Origin of the sequence: Microcoleus sp. D2_18a_D3, assembly GCF_036702455.1 — a bacterium.
In the GTDB taxonomy this organism is placed as follows: Bacteria; Cyanobacteriota; Cyanobacteriia; order Cyanobacteriales; family Microcoleaceae; genus Microcoleus.
Genome location: NZ_JAUBTK010000063.1, coordinates 31423 through 48231, shown reverse-complemented (window position 1 = coordinate 48231; position 16809 = coordinate 31423). Strand labels below are relative to the sequence as shown.

12 protein-coding genes are annotated in these 16809 nt (G+C 47.7%); 10 read left to right on the top strand and 2 right to left on the bottom strand.

Annotated features, from left to right (window positions below):
* Nucleotides 1–150 precede the first annotated feature (150 nt).
* The gene (locus QUB06_RS24510; RefSeq protein WP_333437493.1) at nt 151–1935 is read left to right on the top strand and encodes a GmrSD restriction endonuclease domain-containing protein; all 1785 of its coding nucleotides are present in this window, start codon (nt 151–153) and stop codon (nt 1933–1935) included.
* A 225-nt stretch (nt 1936–2160) separates the two neighbouring features.
* Here QUB06_RS24510 and QUB06_RS24505 read toward each other — a convergent pair whose 3' ends face one another.
* Nucleotides 2161–3069, bottom strand: coding sequence for an Rpn family recombination-promoting nuclease/putative transposase (locus QUB06_RS24505; RefSeq protein WP_333437492.1), 909 nt, complete (start codon nt 3067–3069; stop codon nt 2161–2163).
* A gap of 676 nt (nt 3070–3745) precedes the next feature.
* Between QUB06_RS24505 and ccsB the strand changes: the two genes are divergently transcribed.
* The 3 genes from ccsB (at nt 3746) to tilS (ending at nt 6743) form a co-directional block, all read left to right on the top strand.
* A complete protein-coding gene (gene ccsB, locus QUB06_RS24500) occupies nt 3746–4816 on the top strand; it encodes a c-type cytochrome biogenesis protein CcsB (protein WP_333437491.1) in 1071 nt (356 codons plus the stop codon).
* 228 nt (nt 4817–5044) lie between these two features.
* Nucleotides 5045–5470, top strand: a complete 426-nt coding sequence (locus QUB06_RS24495) for a KGK domain-containing protein (protein ID WP_333437490.1) — start codon at nt 5045–5047, stop codon at nt 5468–5470.
* Nucleotides 5471–5597: 127 nt separating this feature from the next.
* Nucleotides 5598–6743: a tRNA lysidine(34) synthetase TilS gene (gene tilS / locus QUB06_RS24490; RefSeq protein WP_333437489.1), complete on the top strand. Its 1146-nt coding sequence runs from the start codon at nt 5598–5600 to the stop codon at nt 6741–6743.
* On the opposite strand, the gene hmpF is transcribed toward tilS, so the two are convergent.
* Nucleotides 6740–8485, bottom strand: coding sequence for a pilus motility taxis protein HmpF (hmpF, locus tag QUB06_RS24485; RefSeq protein WP_333437488.1), 1746 nt, complete (start codon nt 8483–8485; stop codon nt 6740–6742). The genes tilS and hmpF overlap by 4 nt on opposite strands.
* 1067 nt (nt 8486–9552) lie before the next feature.
* On the opposite strand from hmpF, the gene QUB06_RS24480 reads away from it, so the two are divergent.
* The 6 genes from QUB06_RS24480 (at nt 9553) to QUB06_RS34785 (ending at nt 16786) form a co-directional block, all read left to right on the top strand.
* Nucleotides 9553–9789 (top strand): hypothetical protein, encoded by a 237-nt coding sequence (locus QUB06_RS24480; protein WP_333437487.1) that lies wholly within the window; start codon nt 9553–9555, stop codon nt 9787–9789.
* Between the two features lie 322 nt (nt 9790–10111).
* Nucleotides 10112–11350: a response regulator gene (locus QUB06_RS24475; protein ID WP_333437486.1), complete on the top strand. Its 1239-nt coding sequence runs from the start codon at nt 10112–10114 to the stop codon at nt 11348–11350.
* Nucleotides 11351–12051: 701 nt separating this feature from the next.
* Nucleotides 12052–12585: a chemotaxis protein CheW gene (locus tag QUB06_RS24470; protein ID WP_039887356.1), complete on the top strand. Its 534-nt coding sequence runs from the start codon at nt 12052–12054 to the stop codon at nt 12583–12585.
* Nucleotides 12586–12732: 147 nt separating this feature from the next.
* The gene (locus QUB06_RS24465; RefSeq protein ID WP_333437485.1) at nt 12733–15825 is read left to right on the top strand and encodes a methyl-accepting chemotaxis protein; all 3093 of its coding nucleotides are present in this window, start codon (nt 12733–12735) and stop codon (nt 15823–15825) included.
* A gap of 57 nt (nt 15826–15882) precedes the next feature.
* Entirely contained in the window at nt 15883–16638 is a 756-nt protein-coding gene (locus tag QUB06_RS24460; RefSeq protein WP_333437484.1) for an HNH endonuclease, read from the top strand.
* Complete coding sequence (locus tag QUB06_RS34785; RefSeq protein WP_445251418.1) at nt 16586–16786, top strand: helix-turn-helix domain-containing protein; 201 nt, start codon at nt 16586–16588, stop codon at nt 16784–16786. The genes QUB06_RS24460 and QUB06_RS34785 overlap by 53 nt, the downstream gene beginning before the upstream one ends.
* Nucleotides 16787–16809 lie beyond the last annotated feature (23 nt).

Here is a 16809-nt window from a genome sequence, read left to right as displayed (position 1 = left end):
TTTAATAATTTTAGGAATCGCGTATTAGCTTGCTTTTCTGATTAGATAAACTTATAACCATAAGTTCAGGAGAGCCGGTAACAATAGTGGTTTTACTCGATCGATAGTATTATACTATTATCAAAATCTTGACTTAAAGCGAGCATAAGTATGAGCATTGTTCCACCACGCGGAATGGCAGTCACTGAGGCTTATCGGCTCTATCGGTCAGGTAACTTATTGGTAAACAGAAAGTATCAAAGAAAATTAATTTGGTCAGTTGACGAAAAAGAAAAACTGATTGGAAGCATTTTAAAGGGATATCCAATTCCTTTGATTCTACTAGCTGAACGTCCTCAAGTTCATGGAAGTGGAAAGTATGAGATCATAGATGGTATGCAGCGACTTAATGCTATTTGTGGTTTCATTGAAAATTTATTTGCATTTAAGGGCAGGTATTTCGATCTTAACGAGTTCTCCTATGCCAAACAATTAGCTGATGAGAAGGTATTTGAATTTGAAGAAAATTTTGATAAATTAGATAGAAAAAAATGTGCAGATATTTTAGATTATCAGCTTGCAGTAACCATTTACACTGCAATGGAGGAAAGCGACATAACAGAGGTTTTTGGCAGAATAAATTCCGGTGGTAAGCATTTAAGCAACCAAGAGAGACGACAAGCAGGCGTAACGACATCATTCGCAGAAGTGGTTCGTACAATTGCTATGCAGTTGCGGGGGGATGATACTCGGAAAACGCTTCATCTATTTGATATGCCCCAGGTTAGTATTGATTCCAAACAGAATAATCAAGGTTATGGAATTCAAGCAGAAGACACTTTGTGGTGCAAGCAAGGAATTCTTAGTATACCTGACCTGCGTGATAGTAAAGATGAAGATATGATAGCAGATATTGCAGCATCGATATTACTTAATAAACCCCTACAAAGAAGCAGAGAGCGGCTAGATAGTCTGTATGATGAAGAGAGCCAGGACTTCCAGTTAATAGAGAATAGTCTTGCAACCTATGGCTCCAAAAAACTAGAAGAAGACATTGTAAAAACCTTCTCCATTCTGGGAGAAACTATTGAAACATATAGCTCAGATAATAAGTGTTTACGAAATATCGTAAACCCAGGCATTAATAATCCAATACCGCAGGCTTTCTATACAATCTTCATGGCTTTTTTTGAATTAATAATTGATTCAGAACTTCTACCTGCCAACCCTCAAAAGATTATGCAAGCACTCAAAAAGCTTCAGCAGAAGTTAGAGTTAAGCAAGCGATATGCAGAGATAGAGGATCGTATTAATAATATTAATCAAACTAAGGGACTCATACAAAACTGCTTCGCGAAGAAAAAAGATAAATCCACTCTAGGACAAGGTGCTGAGTTGATACAAACATTCAAAAATTCTTTAAGTCGTTCTCGTATTGAAACTACAAAGTACGAGTGCAAGCAAGGTTTGATGGATCTGTCACCAACAAATAGAAAGCTAAATCATGATTTGCTCCAGAGACTTGTTGAAACAATTTGCGGAATTGCCAACTCCGATCCAGACACTGATGGATATATTTTCCTGGGAGTGGCTGATAAAAAGCAAGACGCAGAAAAAATTAAAAATTTAGATGGGATTAATCCTATTGAAATCAATGATAGATATGTTGTAGGAATTGATAGAGAAGCTAGGGTTTCAGGTAAAACGCTAGAGGATTATGTTGGGATATTAATCAATACAATACGTAAATCCGATTTGACTGACACCTTAAAAAGTCAAGTTCTGATGAAAATTGATACTATAGATTTCAAGGGATTATCGGTGATAAGAATTAATGTTCCATCTCAAAAACAGGTTTCCTTTGTAGGTGAAAAAGCTTTTATTAGGGAGGACTCTTCAACTGTAGAAGCTAAAGGGCCAAAACTCGTTGCTGTTTCCCAAGTTTTCCAAAAGTAGTTTACGAATATCAGAAAAGTCCGATCGCCCAAAACATCTTCCACCATCATCAATCCGCTTCTAATCCGCCGGAAGAATGCCCGATCGCACCCTTAACATCCTCTCAGCAACGGCGGATGCACCAAAAAAACCCCACAACCCAGGAATTAGAGGGGGAGTACGTTTGATGTGTTTGTGCGCGTAAATGGCGCGATCGCCCCCTCAAGTGCAATTCCTAACCTCGTTTCACTCTCCCTGCGGCAAATTCTCCAGCCAAACCTCTAAATCCTCGATCGACTGAAAATCTAACAATTCCTCTGCTAGAGTTTCAATTTGCTCGATCGACAAATCAGCAATTCTAGTGGTGATAGATTCCGGTAATGTTCCAACTCGCCGATTTAACAGACGGCGATTTAACTGACGTAAAATCAAGGCTCTTCCTTCTTGTTCCCGGCCTTGCACAATGCCTTGTACAATGCCTTGTTCAATGCCTTGCTCGATGCCTTCTTCCTTAGCTTCCCGATAAAACCGAGTTTCCTCAAGCGTAATCCCTAACATCGCCTCTGCCTCCCTTCGGTTCAAATTTGTAAACTTGTAAACCAGTATTGTCGTCAGCATCTCTATTATGGCGCGACTCGCTGCCTCAGATTCCTCCCGCTGCGATCGCGCCAGCAACAATCGCGCCGCTTCCGGCGTACTCGCTTCGTCGATCGTCGTCAACGCCATCAGCGCCACCCCCAGCGGCAACTGTTCAATCTCCCCCAACTCATCCAAATATACCCGATGCACCTGATTGCAGTTCAAGAGCGATCGATACGGATGCGTTTCTGATTGTTCAGTCGATCGACTCGGATAAATTACCACCGCTTCCCAATCTGTAAATCGCTGACGGTTGCGATAAAAATACAAAAACGACTCACCAAACAATCGCTCATACAACAATTCATCCCGCTGAAACTGCACCTCACAGAAATATACAACTCCAGGCTCAGCATCCGGCGGCAAAAACACCCCATCAATTTCAAACTTCGGTTCCTTCACAGCAACGGAGTCAAATCGATACTGTTCCGCATTCGATGGTGACTCTTCCAATAGCTCAAACAGCAGCGTCGGAGCTTCTTGAAATAACTTGTAAAATATTGAATCTCGACGCATTAACCCAACATCTCCTCTAGCCTATGCAACTGCTCGAACCGTCAGTCAATTTTAGATTTTAGATTTTAGATTTTAGATTTTAGAATTGACTCGCCTTGATAAATCTGGGAGGTTGAGCTTTAGTCTAAAATTTGGGGAGTATCCACAACCATTGTCGGGGGCTTCCGTTTTTTTGCTGGTTGCAAAAACAGCAAATGGGTAATCAGCTCAATCAATTCTAAAGGATTCCAGATAGCCCCAGATCAAAAAACATCCTATATTTTCAGTCCTAGACGCACTCCCGACAAAGAAACGGGGTTTTTTACTTAATCTTCGAGTACGAACGAAGGATTTTTCTAAAAAAACCCGGTTTCTGGCCCCCCGTGCGTAAGTCCTAATTTTGTTAATGGGCGATCGAATTTCGCCCATCAGCATTCGGTGTTTCCTTACTTTCAACTCGTCCAACCTCAAGCCGTCAGCCAGAATCAACAAGCGTGACTTGACGGGGTGACACTCGTCTGGTGGGTCAATAGTAGCTTGTTTGATGCGTCCGCGCGATCGCCCACTCGCACCTCAACAACCGCCAATCACTCATAATTGCCACAAAAATTCAAAATCCCAAACCCAAAACTGCCCAACCCCAGTACGATCGATCTAGTTAGCAAAAATAAGTAAAAACACTACCGGAGTAATTTTTATGGATCTGGTCGTACTCCAGAACTGGCTGGACAACATCTCCTTTGCCGTTTTGTTCTCCACAATGCTCATTTACTGGGTTGGCGCAGCATTCCCCGGCATTCCCTACCTGGGGGCCCTAGGAACCGCAGGAATGGCCGTCGCCAACCTATCCATCGCCGCTTTACTCGGTTCTCGATGGATAGAAGCCGGCTACTTCCCCTTAAGCAATCTCTACGAATCCCTATTTTTCCTAGTTTGGGGAATCACCGCCATCCACCTAGTCGCGGAAAACATGAGTCGTTCCCGCTTAGTAGGAGTAGCCACCTCCCCCGTAGCAATGGCAATATCCGCCTTTGCAGCCCTGACTCTGCCGGAAACCATGCAATCTGCAGAGCCCCTAGTACCCGCCCTCAAATCCAACTGGCTGATGATGCACGTTAGCGTCATGATGCTCAGTTACTCAACTTTAATGGTAGGAGCGCTACTGGCGATCGCATTTTTGATCGTCACCCGCGGCCAAAAAATCGAACTTACCGGTAGTTCCTTCGGCACCAACAGCAACCGCAACGGCAACTACCGCCTCCAACGCCCTCAAAACCCCGAACCTCAGATTGCAGAAACCACCGCCGACAGCGCCTTAGCTTTCAGCGAACCCTCTTTCAACTCCAACAATAACGGTTTGGGCACCACCGCAGTCCTCGAATTAGCAACCGTTCAAACCTCATCAACCGCCCCAACTCAAACCGCAGAACTTCTCTCGCCCCAGCGATTGAATCTAGCAGAAACTCTGGATAACATTAGCTATCGCATCATCGGTTTAGGATTCCCCTTACTGACAGTTGGCATTATTGCCGGTGCGGTTTGGGCTAACGAAGCTTGGGGATCGTACTGGAGTTGGGACCCGAAAGAAACTTGGGCGCTAATTACTTGGTTGGTATTTGCTGCCTACCTGCACGCCCGCATTACTCGTGGCTGGCAGGGAAGACGCCCAGCAATTTTAGCAGCCACAGGTTTTGTGGTAGTTTGGATTTGCTATCTAGGCGTTAATCTGTTAGGCAAAGGTTTACATTCCTACGGTTGGTTTTTCTAATTCCCGATCCACCAATGGGCCACAGAAGAACAGGATAAGTCAAAGAATCGGGATTAATATCATCTCCGGTTGTAGGGTGGGCAATTCCCACCTTACTCAACCAGCGAGATAATAATTAACTCCCTCTTCCTTCTTCCCTTTTTTTACCCGATCGCAAAGTCGAAAGACCTTCTTCCCTCTTCCCTCTTCCTTCTTCCTTCTTCCTTCATTAAAATAAGGACAATTAATATGGACGAATCGCCAATATTTCCCCAAGACGACGATGTTGTGTCAGCCCCTACCAGCGCTTTGATGTATCAATGTACATTCAAAGTCAGCGAATTTATGGCAATTATGCAGGCGAAATTGGTAGACGAAAAATTATTTTCAGACGGTCTGGATTGCGAGCTATTAAGTGCTGGCAAAGACTGGACAAAAGGAAAACTTAGAATGCGTCTGGAGTTCATTCCGCTCGAACCTGAAATCAAAGAGCAAAAAGCCCTTCCTGCCGCTGCCGAAAGATCGGACACCGTGCAAAACTACGCCGTAGATAGCTCAAATCAAACCGATATAGATGAGCCATTAAATCAATGTGACTCAACAGACCTAAGTAATCATTTTCCTATTTCTAGGTATCCAGACCGCGACCCCCAAAGTATAGGAATGTGGAGCTAGGAAGGCAAAGACTGAGAGATTGGGAGAGGGGGGTGCTTCCCCTTCTTTGCTCAAAATCCATCGGTTAAATTCCGTACACGGCTCGTTGTCTAACTTCCTTATTTTTGCTTAATGAAAAACTGCTATCATGGCTGAATCTTCCAATTGGACGCACCTGCACGCTCAAGTTCACAGGACGCTGCTGTACCGACAAATATTGCCATCAAATCAGCGCTTGCTAGTAGCAGTATCCGGCGGACAAGATTCTCTGTGTTTAATTAAATTACTGCTAGATTTGCAGCCAAAATGGGGGTGGAACCTAGCGATTGTTCACTGCGATCATCGTTGGCGTTCTGACTCGCAAGCGTCTGCCAATCATGTAGAACAATTAGCTACAAACTGGGGAATATCCTACTATTTGGAAACAGCCTCGGAAATTTCCAAAACAGAAGCAGCGGCCAGACAGTGGCGATATCAAGCTTTAACCGACATTGCGATCGCCCACAACTACCCCTACATTGTTACAGGCCACACAGCCAGCGATCGCGCCGAAACACTTCTCTACAACCTGATTCGCGGCAGTGGCGCCGACGGACTTTCTGCCCTCACCTGGACACGACCCGTCGCCGATTTTAGATTGCCGATTTTAGATTTTAGATTGGGGAATTCTGGCGAAAATTCCAACTCCCAAATACCTGCCGATTTGAGATTGGAAAATCAGGATGAAAATTCCCAATCTCATATCCAAAATCTCAAATCTAAAATCTATTTAGTTCGTCCTTTGCTCGAAATAACTCGATCGCAAACAGGTCAATTTTGTCAAGAGCAAAAACTACCAATTTGGGAAGATTCCACAAATCAAGACTTGCAATATAGTCGCAACCGGATTCGATCGGAATTATTGCCTTATTTGGAAACTCATTTCAATCCAAAAGCCCAACAAGCCCTAGCTCAAACAGCCGAACTCCTCCGTGCTGACGTAGAATATCTGGAACTTGCAGCCAGCGACTTGCTACAGCGAGCAATGTCTCCAATTGCAGACAGCCCGCAGGTGAATTTTCAACTTCCCGTCAAGTTAAATCGCCCGATTTTGCGCGAAGCACCCCTGGCCTTGCAGCGACGGGCAATGCGGCAACTACTGCAACAAATATTGCCCTCGGCGCCGAGTTTTGAAAGCGTAGAAAAACTAACCAGCTTAATCGTAGCGCCCAACCGATCGCAAACCGATCCATTTCCTGGAGGAGCGATCGGTCGAGTCGAACACCCTTCGATAATTTTACATATTAAATTTTAAGCTGTTATCAAACCCGAAAGGACTTGCCGCAAATCGGAAACTACCCGATCTTGCTCCTCTCCTGTCTGCTGCACGCGATCGAGTTCCCCCGCCACCGCTTCGAGCTTTTGGCGTAGCGCATTCAAATTGTCCTGCACCGGCTGCAACATTTCTTGATAAACATTCAGCCTGCCCCAGAGTTGCGCCACTGCACCTTTCTGGTTGAACAAATTCTGCTCTAACTGCTTGAGTTCGTAGCGTTTCGCCTCACTTTCCCCATTTTGGCGGTTGACATTGGCCTCAATTTGGGATATAGCTTCCCGCACCTGCTGAATTTCGTTTTCCAGTCTTTGCAATTCTTGGCTTTGCTGCTGCCGCTGAGTATTGAGCTGTGCGACAATCGGCCCCAAATCAATATTTCCTCGCTCTTGTTTTGGAGCATTAGCAGTACCCAGCCGCCGCCACAGCACCGCCTGATGCTGCTTTAAAATATCTTCCCGTTCCTGCAACCGAAGGCGCTGTCCCACCAGAGTTTCGTTTAACATCTGATAACTTTCGAGTTCATCTGCCATTTCATTTTCCAAAGCCATGCGATCGTACTCGCTAGCAGCTTGAATTTTCCCTTGCAGCTCCTCGATTGTCTCCCGCTGCAGAGTCAACTCTTCCTCTTGATCGTTAACAAACCGGAACACCTTTTCCAAATCCTGTTGCAGGTGTTGCACCAGCCCCTGTAACTCATCAACAGGCATCTTCTCCAAAGCTGACACATCTACTTTCTGCTCCGTACCCGCAGCACCCGAAGCAGATGCGAGCCTGGAAACTTGCTGGTAAAGATCCTCAACAGCCCGCACCTGCAAAGACACGGACTGAGCCTGATCCTGCTTAGCGCTGAGGGTACTTTGCTGCCCTTTAAGCTCCGCCCGAGCCCCGGCCAAAGCATCTTGAGATTGGTACCACTCTTGCCAGCGGTTTTGGAGGCTCTGATTTTGTCGATCGACTTCTTCTTGTTGCTGTTGAGCTATGCTCTGTTTTTGCTCCAACTGCTGCCAGTGCTGATCCAGAATTGCCTGCTGAGCGCCCACCGCACCAAAAGACTGATTCAGTTGTTCCCGCACCCCTTGAGCCGAAGCAATTGCCCCTCCCAACTTCTGCATCAACTCCTGAATCCTCTGCGTCTGCTGCTCATCAATTACTGCCCCCTGGGGAACCTCAGACTGCTGTTGGGCCACCCGTTGCTGCTCGCCCCGCAACTGTTCCCAAGCCGTCTCAATTTCCACACGACTGCGATCGACTTCTTCTCGCAGTCGGTTAGCTTCATCTCTAGTATTTTCAATTTCCGAGCGCTGAGCCTCCAGCCGCTCCAACTCCTCTTCCATTTGAGCCAACTGCTCTTCGCGGGCTTGCATTTCCATTTCCCGGCGATTGAGTTCCTGACTCGAAAACGTCAGAGAAGCCTTCCACTGTTCAATTTCCTCTTCTTTATCCTTAAACTTGTCCTGCAATCGCGAGAAATTTTGCAGAATGCTCACCAACTGGCGGGCCGCCTCCTGAATCCGCTGCACTTGCTTGCTAGCGCTCAACTCAACCAGCACCAGCGTGCCGTCGTTAAACTTATTAGCTTCCTCAACTGGGATCCCGTCATCGCCTGGTACGGCGCTCCAGTTATGTTCGCCCCGCTGACAAGCTAGCAGTTTCAGTTCAGCCTTACCGCCACCGAGACCAAAGCCGCTTTTCTGTTTTTGTACTTCCGCTAGATACAGCACACTAATAGTCCTCTGCTTCGTAAAACCTATCCCAACTTACTTTAAGTTACTTAAAGGCCTAAAAAATAAGTGGTGTTTACTTCCTACGCTGTTGGGTAGACGGCTAATCCCAACATAAGTAGGCTATCCCCCTTAAGCCCAAGGTTCTTGACTAAAGATAACATTGCGTGTGATCTTTAGTCAACTTACCTAAAGTAAATAAGTATACGCAAGTAAGGATAACTTTTGGCCACTTAAGTCTTACTTTTTGGTATCGTTTGCCCAATCGGGGGATAGCATTTTTTTCTAACTTTTCTTCAGCACTTACGCATAGCACGTCCTCACGGGAGAACTTCCAGAAAGTAAGGCTGCCGCCAGTTGTCTGGAGGAATGAGAGAGTAGTACCAATGCCGCTTGATTAAATACTAGCTCTCACTGCGGAGACTGCCATAGCCCAAACCTGAAACAGGTCAGTCCTTGAACCTCCCCACGTCTAAAGCCGGGTGATTCTTGCCCACCTTCAAGACGACAACAACGGGACATTCAAATATCCCTCTACTCACTCAAAGAACTTTACTTCTCCCGGAGCGCAGACTTGCTGAGTTTTTCATATTTTTAAGGTTGAACGTGACCTGTGCTGCAATTATTTGCCCTTTAACTATTCCGAATAAATCGGATTAGTCCGTTGCCGGGGTTGCTCGCCCTCTAAAATATTTCAATGGGTTGAAAGTTATTCTTACTCTGGCGAATTGCTCTGTGCCAATTATACCACTCTGGTTTTAGCAACACAATCTAAAAGTCCCTACCGACTGATCCCCAAATCTAAATCCCCATGTCGTTAGCCATGAGCTTGCCTCTGGCGTTTCGATCCAAAAGTTTGTATTGATTTTACAACGCTTTAGTTATGGGTCGATCGTGAGAAAAGCCCTGACTGCCCCCAAGCCTGCGCCGGGGTTCGGCGGACTAGGGATTTGAACCGCGCTGCCTTAGAATAGGGTAATGACGCGAGCCTATGACGGAGCCGCGGGCGAGCAAAAAGGTCGATCGGCACTGAGGGTTTTCCTGACAACTGCCAACCAAGGTTCATTTTGACTGCACCTGATTTTAGGGCTGTGGCAAACCCAAAAAAAACCTCGATCGCAACTCATCCAACCCAACAGACTAGCCTCAAGTTCCCATCGGGGCTCGCTCGGCACTTGCTGCTGGTAGCAGCGGTAAAACCAGAGAATCCTTGGTATTTTGAAGTTGACCTACGCCAAGATGTGTTGGATAAACTGACGGCATACTCAGCCAAAAACTTCAAAACTTTGGCATCGAAGGCTTGAATCCGTCGGGAATGCCAGCGTTGCACACTCGAAGAACCCGTGCCAGCGTGCGATGTGGATTCTACGAGTTTAGGCAATAGGCAACAGTGGGAATAGAAGGTGAAACTCTACACTTAGAGAATGCCGCGAGTTTCGCGGTTTCAGCTTGTGGACTGGTAGCGCGGCCGACTTAGGCAGCAAGTATCGCCCTTTCGTCAATTCCCAATTGTGAGATCAGCATCAGCGCGTAAATTATTGACGGAAACTAAAGTCAATCTTTTCGCCCGCACACAGTCTTTCCGAGCTCAGACGCCAACGGTTTTAAGGAGGATACTTTAGCTGCATGCAGGGAAATTTGAGTGAAATAGACATCCGCAGCATCCTGCAATTGATTGAGTTAGGTCAGCGAACCGGAGAACTGTTCGTAGAGGCCTACACCTCCACCGGCAGCAGCACGGGTACTCAACCTACCCCCCGCTCCCTTGCAGGACAATCCTGGTATGTCTTCTGCTTCAACGGTCAGATTATTTACGCTACCCAGAGTGCGGGCAGTTTGTTTCGGTTGCGCGACTACCTGCGCCGCTACAAAGCAGATACCGCCCTCGACAAAATCCAAGTTCCCTATATGGCATCTACCAATGCCCCAGAATACGGCTATCTATGGGCCCTGCTAGAAAACCACATCCTCACCCCAGCTCAAGGGCGCAACATCATCCACAGCATGATCCACGAAACCCTATTTGACTTGCTCAGTCTCCACCAGGGTTCCTTCACTTTTGAAATGGGCCCAGCTTTGGCTCCTCAACTGACCAGCTTAGAAATTAGCTCGCTGCTGGCCAAGATTGTCAAACAGGTGCAGCAGTGGAAGCAGTTTCACCCTCACATTCAGTCGCCCAACCAATGCCCGGTGATTTCAGACCCCTCCGAACTGCGAGTCGCGCTGCCTGTCAATACCTTTAATACTCTCAGACGCTGGGCCGACGGGCACACTTCGATCCGCCAAATGGCGCGCTACCTCAACCGAGACGTGCTCACTGTCGCTAAGGCGATTTACCCATTTGTGCAGCAGGGATTGGTGCAAGTATTTTACGAACCTTCTGTTGCCCCCACCAACAACAAAAAAGAATGGTCGTCCCCAGAAACCAAGGTTCCCAGAGTTGTCTGTATTGACGACGACAATACTATTCGCAAAACAGTCGAGTCAATTTTAAATGAACACGGTTACGAAGCTACTACGATCGGCAATCCCCTCCAAGCCCTGAGTTTGGTGTTTCCACTCAAACCCGATTTAATTCTGTGTGACATCGCCATGCCGGAACTCGACGGCTACGAAATTTGCGCTATGCTGCGTAGTTCGAGCGCTTTCCGGCAGACGCCGATCGTTATGCTGACGGGCATCGACGGATTTATCGATCGCGTTAAAGCCCGCATGGCCGGAGCTACAGACTTTTACACGAAACCTTTTGGTGAAAGCGAGTTATTGATGCTGGTAGAAAAATATGTGGGCCCGGGCTGCCCTCGGGTCAATCTCTCGGAAAGATTATTAGAGCCCTCGCTAGAAGACCAATTAGAAGAAAAATAACTTTCGCACCGATGCCATGATGGGAGCTTTTTTGTACCTGCGGTTAGAGCGAGTCTCGGCCGCCACAAAGAGAAAGCTCGCGGACACGATTGGCGATCGCACCATAAACTAGAATGTATAAATCCGCGCGCTGGCATAAGGGCGTCGGTAAAACTCTGTTCAATTTTTAGACCCAAGTGGGTCTAACACGCTCAAAGTGCAAATATAATATACTTGTTATCCACTTGCAGCCACTCCGAAAAACTGATGTACAGAGCTACTTATGGCTAGGTATTTCTGTACAAAGTCAGAGAGTCCAATTCTCAGTCTTAAGTGACTCCGTTCATGATTGTCGCGACACCAGCCATGTCAACAACTCCTCGCTAATGCCAGTATCGGTTTAGCATTCATCGCAGAAATTACCCAGAGTTTTACCAATTGAGACGGCGGTGGGAATACAAAGTGAAGCTTTAGGGGTTTCAAATTAATTGTTCGTAGTCGATTTGAGCTAACTTGTAAGCCTTGGTCGCGCGAATTTATTGATGGCAGTCAATTATTGACGGAGAAAATTTATTGCCAAGGGCCTCCGGCAGTCGCGCCATTCACCCCTGGGCTGTGTCAAGCTTGGCTGTGTCAAGTTTCGACCATCGAAGTTTCGATCGGGTTATTCTTGGCGGGAAACCTCAACAATTTTTGCTAGAAATGCAGGTGTCAGAATTATGATTAGCGGTAGCCCAGACTTTATATTACCAGGACTAGGCGTAGATCCGGCTCCGGAATTCCAAGAACTAGAAACTCCCGAAGGCGAGCTGCACCTGCGGTTCTACGTTCCTTCGGGGAACGAGTTCGCACTGCCGGCGACAGGGATTAGAGAGGTCCTATCCCCGTCCCCAGACCGCATGACACCGATCCCCAACGTTTCCTCTTTGCTTTTAGGTACGCTAAATATGAGAGGACGAGTGATTTGGGTGGCAGACCTCGGCCAATTTCTGGGAGACCAAACACCTCTGAACACAGATAGACCCGAAATCCCGATCGTGGCTGTGGAAGACCAAGACACGATTTTGGGGCTGGCAGTCGATCGAATTGTGGGGATGGACTGGCTCGACGTAGAGCAACTGCACTCTCAGAACAATGCACCAGACGGCATGATTCCATTTCTGAGGGGAGAATGGATGTTAGGTGCACCAGCTCAGAAAGTGCTCCGACTGCTAGATCAAGTGAAAATTCTGCGCTCGGCGCGGTGGGCAGCGTGAAATCGATTTTAGATTTGCGATTTGCGATTTTCGATAGGGGTCTAACCATCAACAGTCACACGACTTGAGGCGCGCATCTAAACATTCAATTCAAGATAAAAATCAAAAATCTCAAATCTAAAATCTAAAATCCAAAGAGGGCGGCAAATGGCAACAAGTACCAACTTTCAGCAGGACTACCAACGGGCAGAAGCGGCCTACATGGATGGCAATTATTCCGAAGCCGCAGCCCTAGTTTATCAATTAGTAGAAGATTTTCCCGAAGACCCCAGCGCTCGCCTGCTGTGCGGACACATTTACTGCTACGGACTGCAACAGTATGAGGTGGCGCGGGAACAGTACACGGTTGTGCTAGGGCTGAGTGACGACCCGAGTTTGGTGGAACACGCTCACAACGGAATTACCTACACAGAGCAATTTTTATCTGGAGAACTGCAAACGGAAAATTTCGAGGCTTTGTCTGCTGAAACGGAATTAGAATTCTACCCAGACTTATCTCTCGATGAAGGGTTAGAAGACCCGGATTTGGGACTTTTCCAAGGAAATTCACCATCGCTTTCCTATAGAAGTCAATCCCCAGACGACATGGAAAACGAGGACTTGGCCGACTTGGGCATGAGTGGCTTGGGGTGGGAACCAGAAGACGACGATGGCGCAGGCTCAGTCCCAGATTTAGCCTCACATTCTAACCCGTTTGGTGGCGACAGCGGCGGAATGGCAGCTTATGCTGAGAACTCCGACTCGCTAGACATAGACGAGTTTGCCGACTCGGACTTTGGAGACCCCTTTGCCTTAGATGATGGAGGGTTTGATGCTGCTGACGTGTCTAGCAGCAAACTGTCTGGTTCAAGCGCATCTTACTCAAGAGATTCGTTTTCAGAAGCTCCGACTCAGATGCTCAACGGTCAAAGTTTTGCCTCTTCAGAAGTCGGGAATTCCTACGACTCGAACCCACTAGACTCCCCCATCGGGCCCTCGGACAATTTTGGCGAACCTTTTGCTGCGCTCGATTTGCCAGACGAATTCGACGATAACTCGGACTACGACTACCAATCCCCGCCCCAGAGTGGGCAAAATTACGGTGATAACGCACCCTATGCCGAAGAGGAAGACCCCTTTGCCGAGGCAATGCCCTCGTCGGGTTTCGGGTCTTCTCGACCTCAAAACAAACAGCCGAATAACGGGTCGGACTACCCGTCAAACTATTCGCTGGCGGAAGACGAAACGCTGTTGATGGGAGGTGCTGTCCCCAACTCTCACTCGTCAAGGTCGAGCCGGGGACAATTTAATTCAGTCGATCCCGCCTCCGCCAACAGCAACGGTTACAGGGACTCGGAACCCCCGGCGTTTGGCTCTAGAGACAACTTCGAGTTAGATGCTTTTGAAGACGACGCTTTTAGCGATTCTTTCTCTTTCGACGAAAACGAACAAGCGACAGCTTTCGGGGCGTCCGACAAGAACCACAGCGCCTGGTCGTCAAAAGCTGGGAACGCTCAAGAACACAGCGACTTTTTAGACGAATTTGACGAGTTTGACGATTTAGGCAATTTGCCGGACTTTGATATCTCAGAAGATGCCAGCAGTTCGATATTGACTAGAGGTAACACCAATTTCGGCAACTCGACCAGCGGCATGATGGGAACGACAGGCAGCAGCCTGGACTTTGACAACAGCGATGGCTCAGCAATTCGGGATGACGAAATATTTAGCATAAGCGGCCCGGCTGATACGTCTGTATCGACTTTTTCTCCCACAGAAACAGAAGCGGTCGATACTTCGGTAACAGTAGAACAGGGGGGACTGGCTTTCTTGGAAAATGCCCCTTTGTTTACAAAACAGTTGTACACGGCAATCGGGGCGGGACTGGTTTCTCTGGTAGCTGTGGCTTTTGTCACCAACATTGCCTCCTATCAAGCTCTGCGGCAAGACAAACCGGAGGCGATCGTTTACCTGCGCCAAACAGGCTGGGTAATGACCGCAGCAGCAGGCTTTACGAGCTTTTTAACTTCTTGGGGCATCGGCCAGTTGATCGCCAAGCAGGTACGCAAGTCGTCGGATAATTTGCAAGCTCAGTTCGATGCCGTATCTCAAGGAACTTTGGATGCTCGCGCTACGGTTTACTCGGAAGATGAATTTGGTAAAATGGCTGCTAAATTCAACCACATGGCGAAGGTCATCCAAACCACGATTAGCGATACCAGGCGCAAGTCGGACGAGCAGGAACAGGCAAAAGAAGACTTGCAGCGCCAAGTGATTCGCTTGCTAGACGACGTGGAAGGAGCGGCCCGGGGTGACTTGACGGTGACTGCGGAAGTGACCGCAGACGTTTTGGGTGCGGTTGCTGACTCGTTTAACTTGACAATTCAAAATCTGCGCGAAATTGTCCATCAGGTGAAGCAGGCGGCTCGGGAGGTCAGCAAAGGCGCTACGGATAGTGCTAAGTTTGCGGGCGATTTGTCTTCCGACGCGCTGCGGCAAGCTGAGGAACTGGCGGCAACGCTGAATTCCGTGCAAGTCCTCACCGACGCGATTCAGCGGGTCGCAGAGAGCGCGAGAGAGGCCGAAGAAGTGGCCCGGGGCGCGGCGGCAACGGCTCTGAAAGGGGGCGAGGCTGTGGAGCGGACGGTGGCCGGGATTTTGGAAATTCGAGAAACGGTAGCAGAAACCACGAGAAAAGTCAAGAGGTTGGCGGAAGCTTCTCAAGAAATTTCTAAGATTGTGGCTTTAATTGCGACGATCGCCTCCCGGACGAATTTGTTGGCCCTCAACGCCAGTATTGAGGCGGCGAGAGCTGGGGAAGCGGGCAGGGGTTTTGCGATCGTGGCAGACGAGGTGCGACAATTGGCAGACCGATCGGCTAAGTCTTTGAAAGAAATCGAACAGATCGTGATGCAAATTCAAAGCGAAACCGGCGCGGTAATGACGGCGATGGAAGAAGGGACGCAGCAGGTTATTGAGGGGACAAAATTGGCAGAACAGGCGAAGCGATCGCTTGAAGATATCATTCAAGTAACTAACCGAATTGACGTGTTAGTGCGATCGATTACTGCCGACACTGTAGAGCAAAACGAAACAGCTCGCGCGGTCGCCAGTGTGATGCAAGCAGTCGAATTAACTGCTCAGGAAACGTCCCAAGAAGCGCAGCGAGTTTCGGGTGCTTTGCAAAATTTGGTGGGCGTTGCTCGCGACCTTTTGACATCGGTGGAAAGATTCCGAGTAGAAACAGCAGAAAGACAATAATTAAGTGTGTCATGCTTTTTTTGCGGGCTGATTCACAAGCAGAGTAGTGTGGCAATAATGGCATACAAAAAGCAACCTCGCAGTCTTGAAACCCCTGCGGGGCTGCCAATTCAACACCTAAAGGAAGTAGGAGTTGCCCCGATGGACGACAACATAGTAGAAGTAATTACTGGCATATTTGGTGAGATTCAGCCGACGGGCTGTATTATCTGTACCCTCTCAAAAAACAGCAGGGGCTATGCCACCAAAAGACTTCGGATTAACGGTGAATGGAAAACGCTGACAGTCCACCGTTTAGTATTAGAAAATGTTTTAGGTCGTCCGATTAGACCGGAATACTTTGCTTGCCACACTTGCGATGTCCGCAACTGCATCAACCCCAACCATTTATGGGAAGCTTCTAGACTTGAAAATTCTCAAGATAGGTTTAAGCAAGGACGAATTAAAGATGTAGGAAGTACGTCGGCTCCTCAACCTCAAAAACAAGTGCGAGGCATAGAAGTAATTCCAGGCATTCGCGCTGAAATACAGCCGAACGGCTGCATGATTTGTACCTTGGTTAAAAGAAGTGATGGTTACGCCATTAAAGCTACTAAAATTAATGGCAAAACAAAAAGTTTCTACGCTCACAGACTTGTACTGGAACACAAACTGGGAAGGCCTGTAAAACCCGGTTATTTTGCGTGTCACAGTTGCGAGGATCGCGGTTGTATCAATCCCGACCATTTGTGGGAAGGAACCCCCGCCGATAACTCCCGCGATGCCAAGCGAAAAAAACCGCTTTCCTTTCGTTCCCGGCAAGATATGTCCTAACCGCAAACTCAAACCAGAACAAGTGCAGCAGATTCGCTATCTTTTAAGTGAGGGCATATCGAAAGCAAAAATAGCCAGGACATTTGCCATATCTCGCAGTCAGATTATTCTCTTGGCAAAGGGCGAGATATACAAAGACCTTCTCTAGAACTACTAACATAGACCCAATAC

Excerpts from the sequence above, each read along its gene's own strand:
- QUB06_RS24460 (WP_333437484.1), top strand. The coding sequence starts at position 15,883 with ATGGCATACAAAAAGCAACCTCGCAGTCTTGAAACCCCTGCGGGGCTG.
- QUB06_RS24495 (WP_333437490.1), top strand. The coding sequence starts at position 5,045 with ATGGACGAATCGCCAATATTTCCCCAAGACGACGATGTTGTGTCAGCC.
- tilS (WP_333437489.1), top strand. The coding sequence starts at position 5,598 with ATGGCTGAATCTTCCAATTGGACGCACCTGCACGCTCAAGTTCACAGG.
- QUB06_RS34785 (WP_445251418.1), top strand. The coding sequence starts at position 16,586 with ATGCCAAGCGAAAAAAACCGCTTTCCTTTCGTTCCCGGCAAGATATGT.
- QUB06_RS24510 (WP_333437493.1), top strand. The coding sequence starts at position 151 with ATGAGCATTGTTCCACCACGCGGAATGGCAGTCACTGAGGCTTATCGG.
- QUB06_RS24475 (WP_333437486.1), top strand. The coding sequence starts at position 10,112 with ATGCAGGGAAATTTGAGTGAAATAGACATCCGCAGCATCCTGCAATTG.
- QUB06_RS24465 (WP_333437485.1), top strand. The coding sequence starts at position 12,733 with ATGGCAACAAGTACCAACTTTCAGCAGGACTACCAACGGGCAGAAGCG.
- QUB06_RS24505 (WP_333437492.1), bottom strand. The coding sequence starts at position 3,069 with ATGCGTCGAGATTCAATATTTTACAAGTTATTTCAAGAAGCTCCGACG.
- ccsB (WP_333437491.1), top strand. The coding sequence starts at position 3,746 with ATGGATCTGGTCGTACTCCAGAACTGGCTGGACAACATCTCCTTTGCC.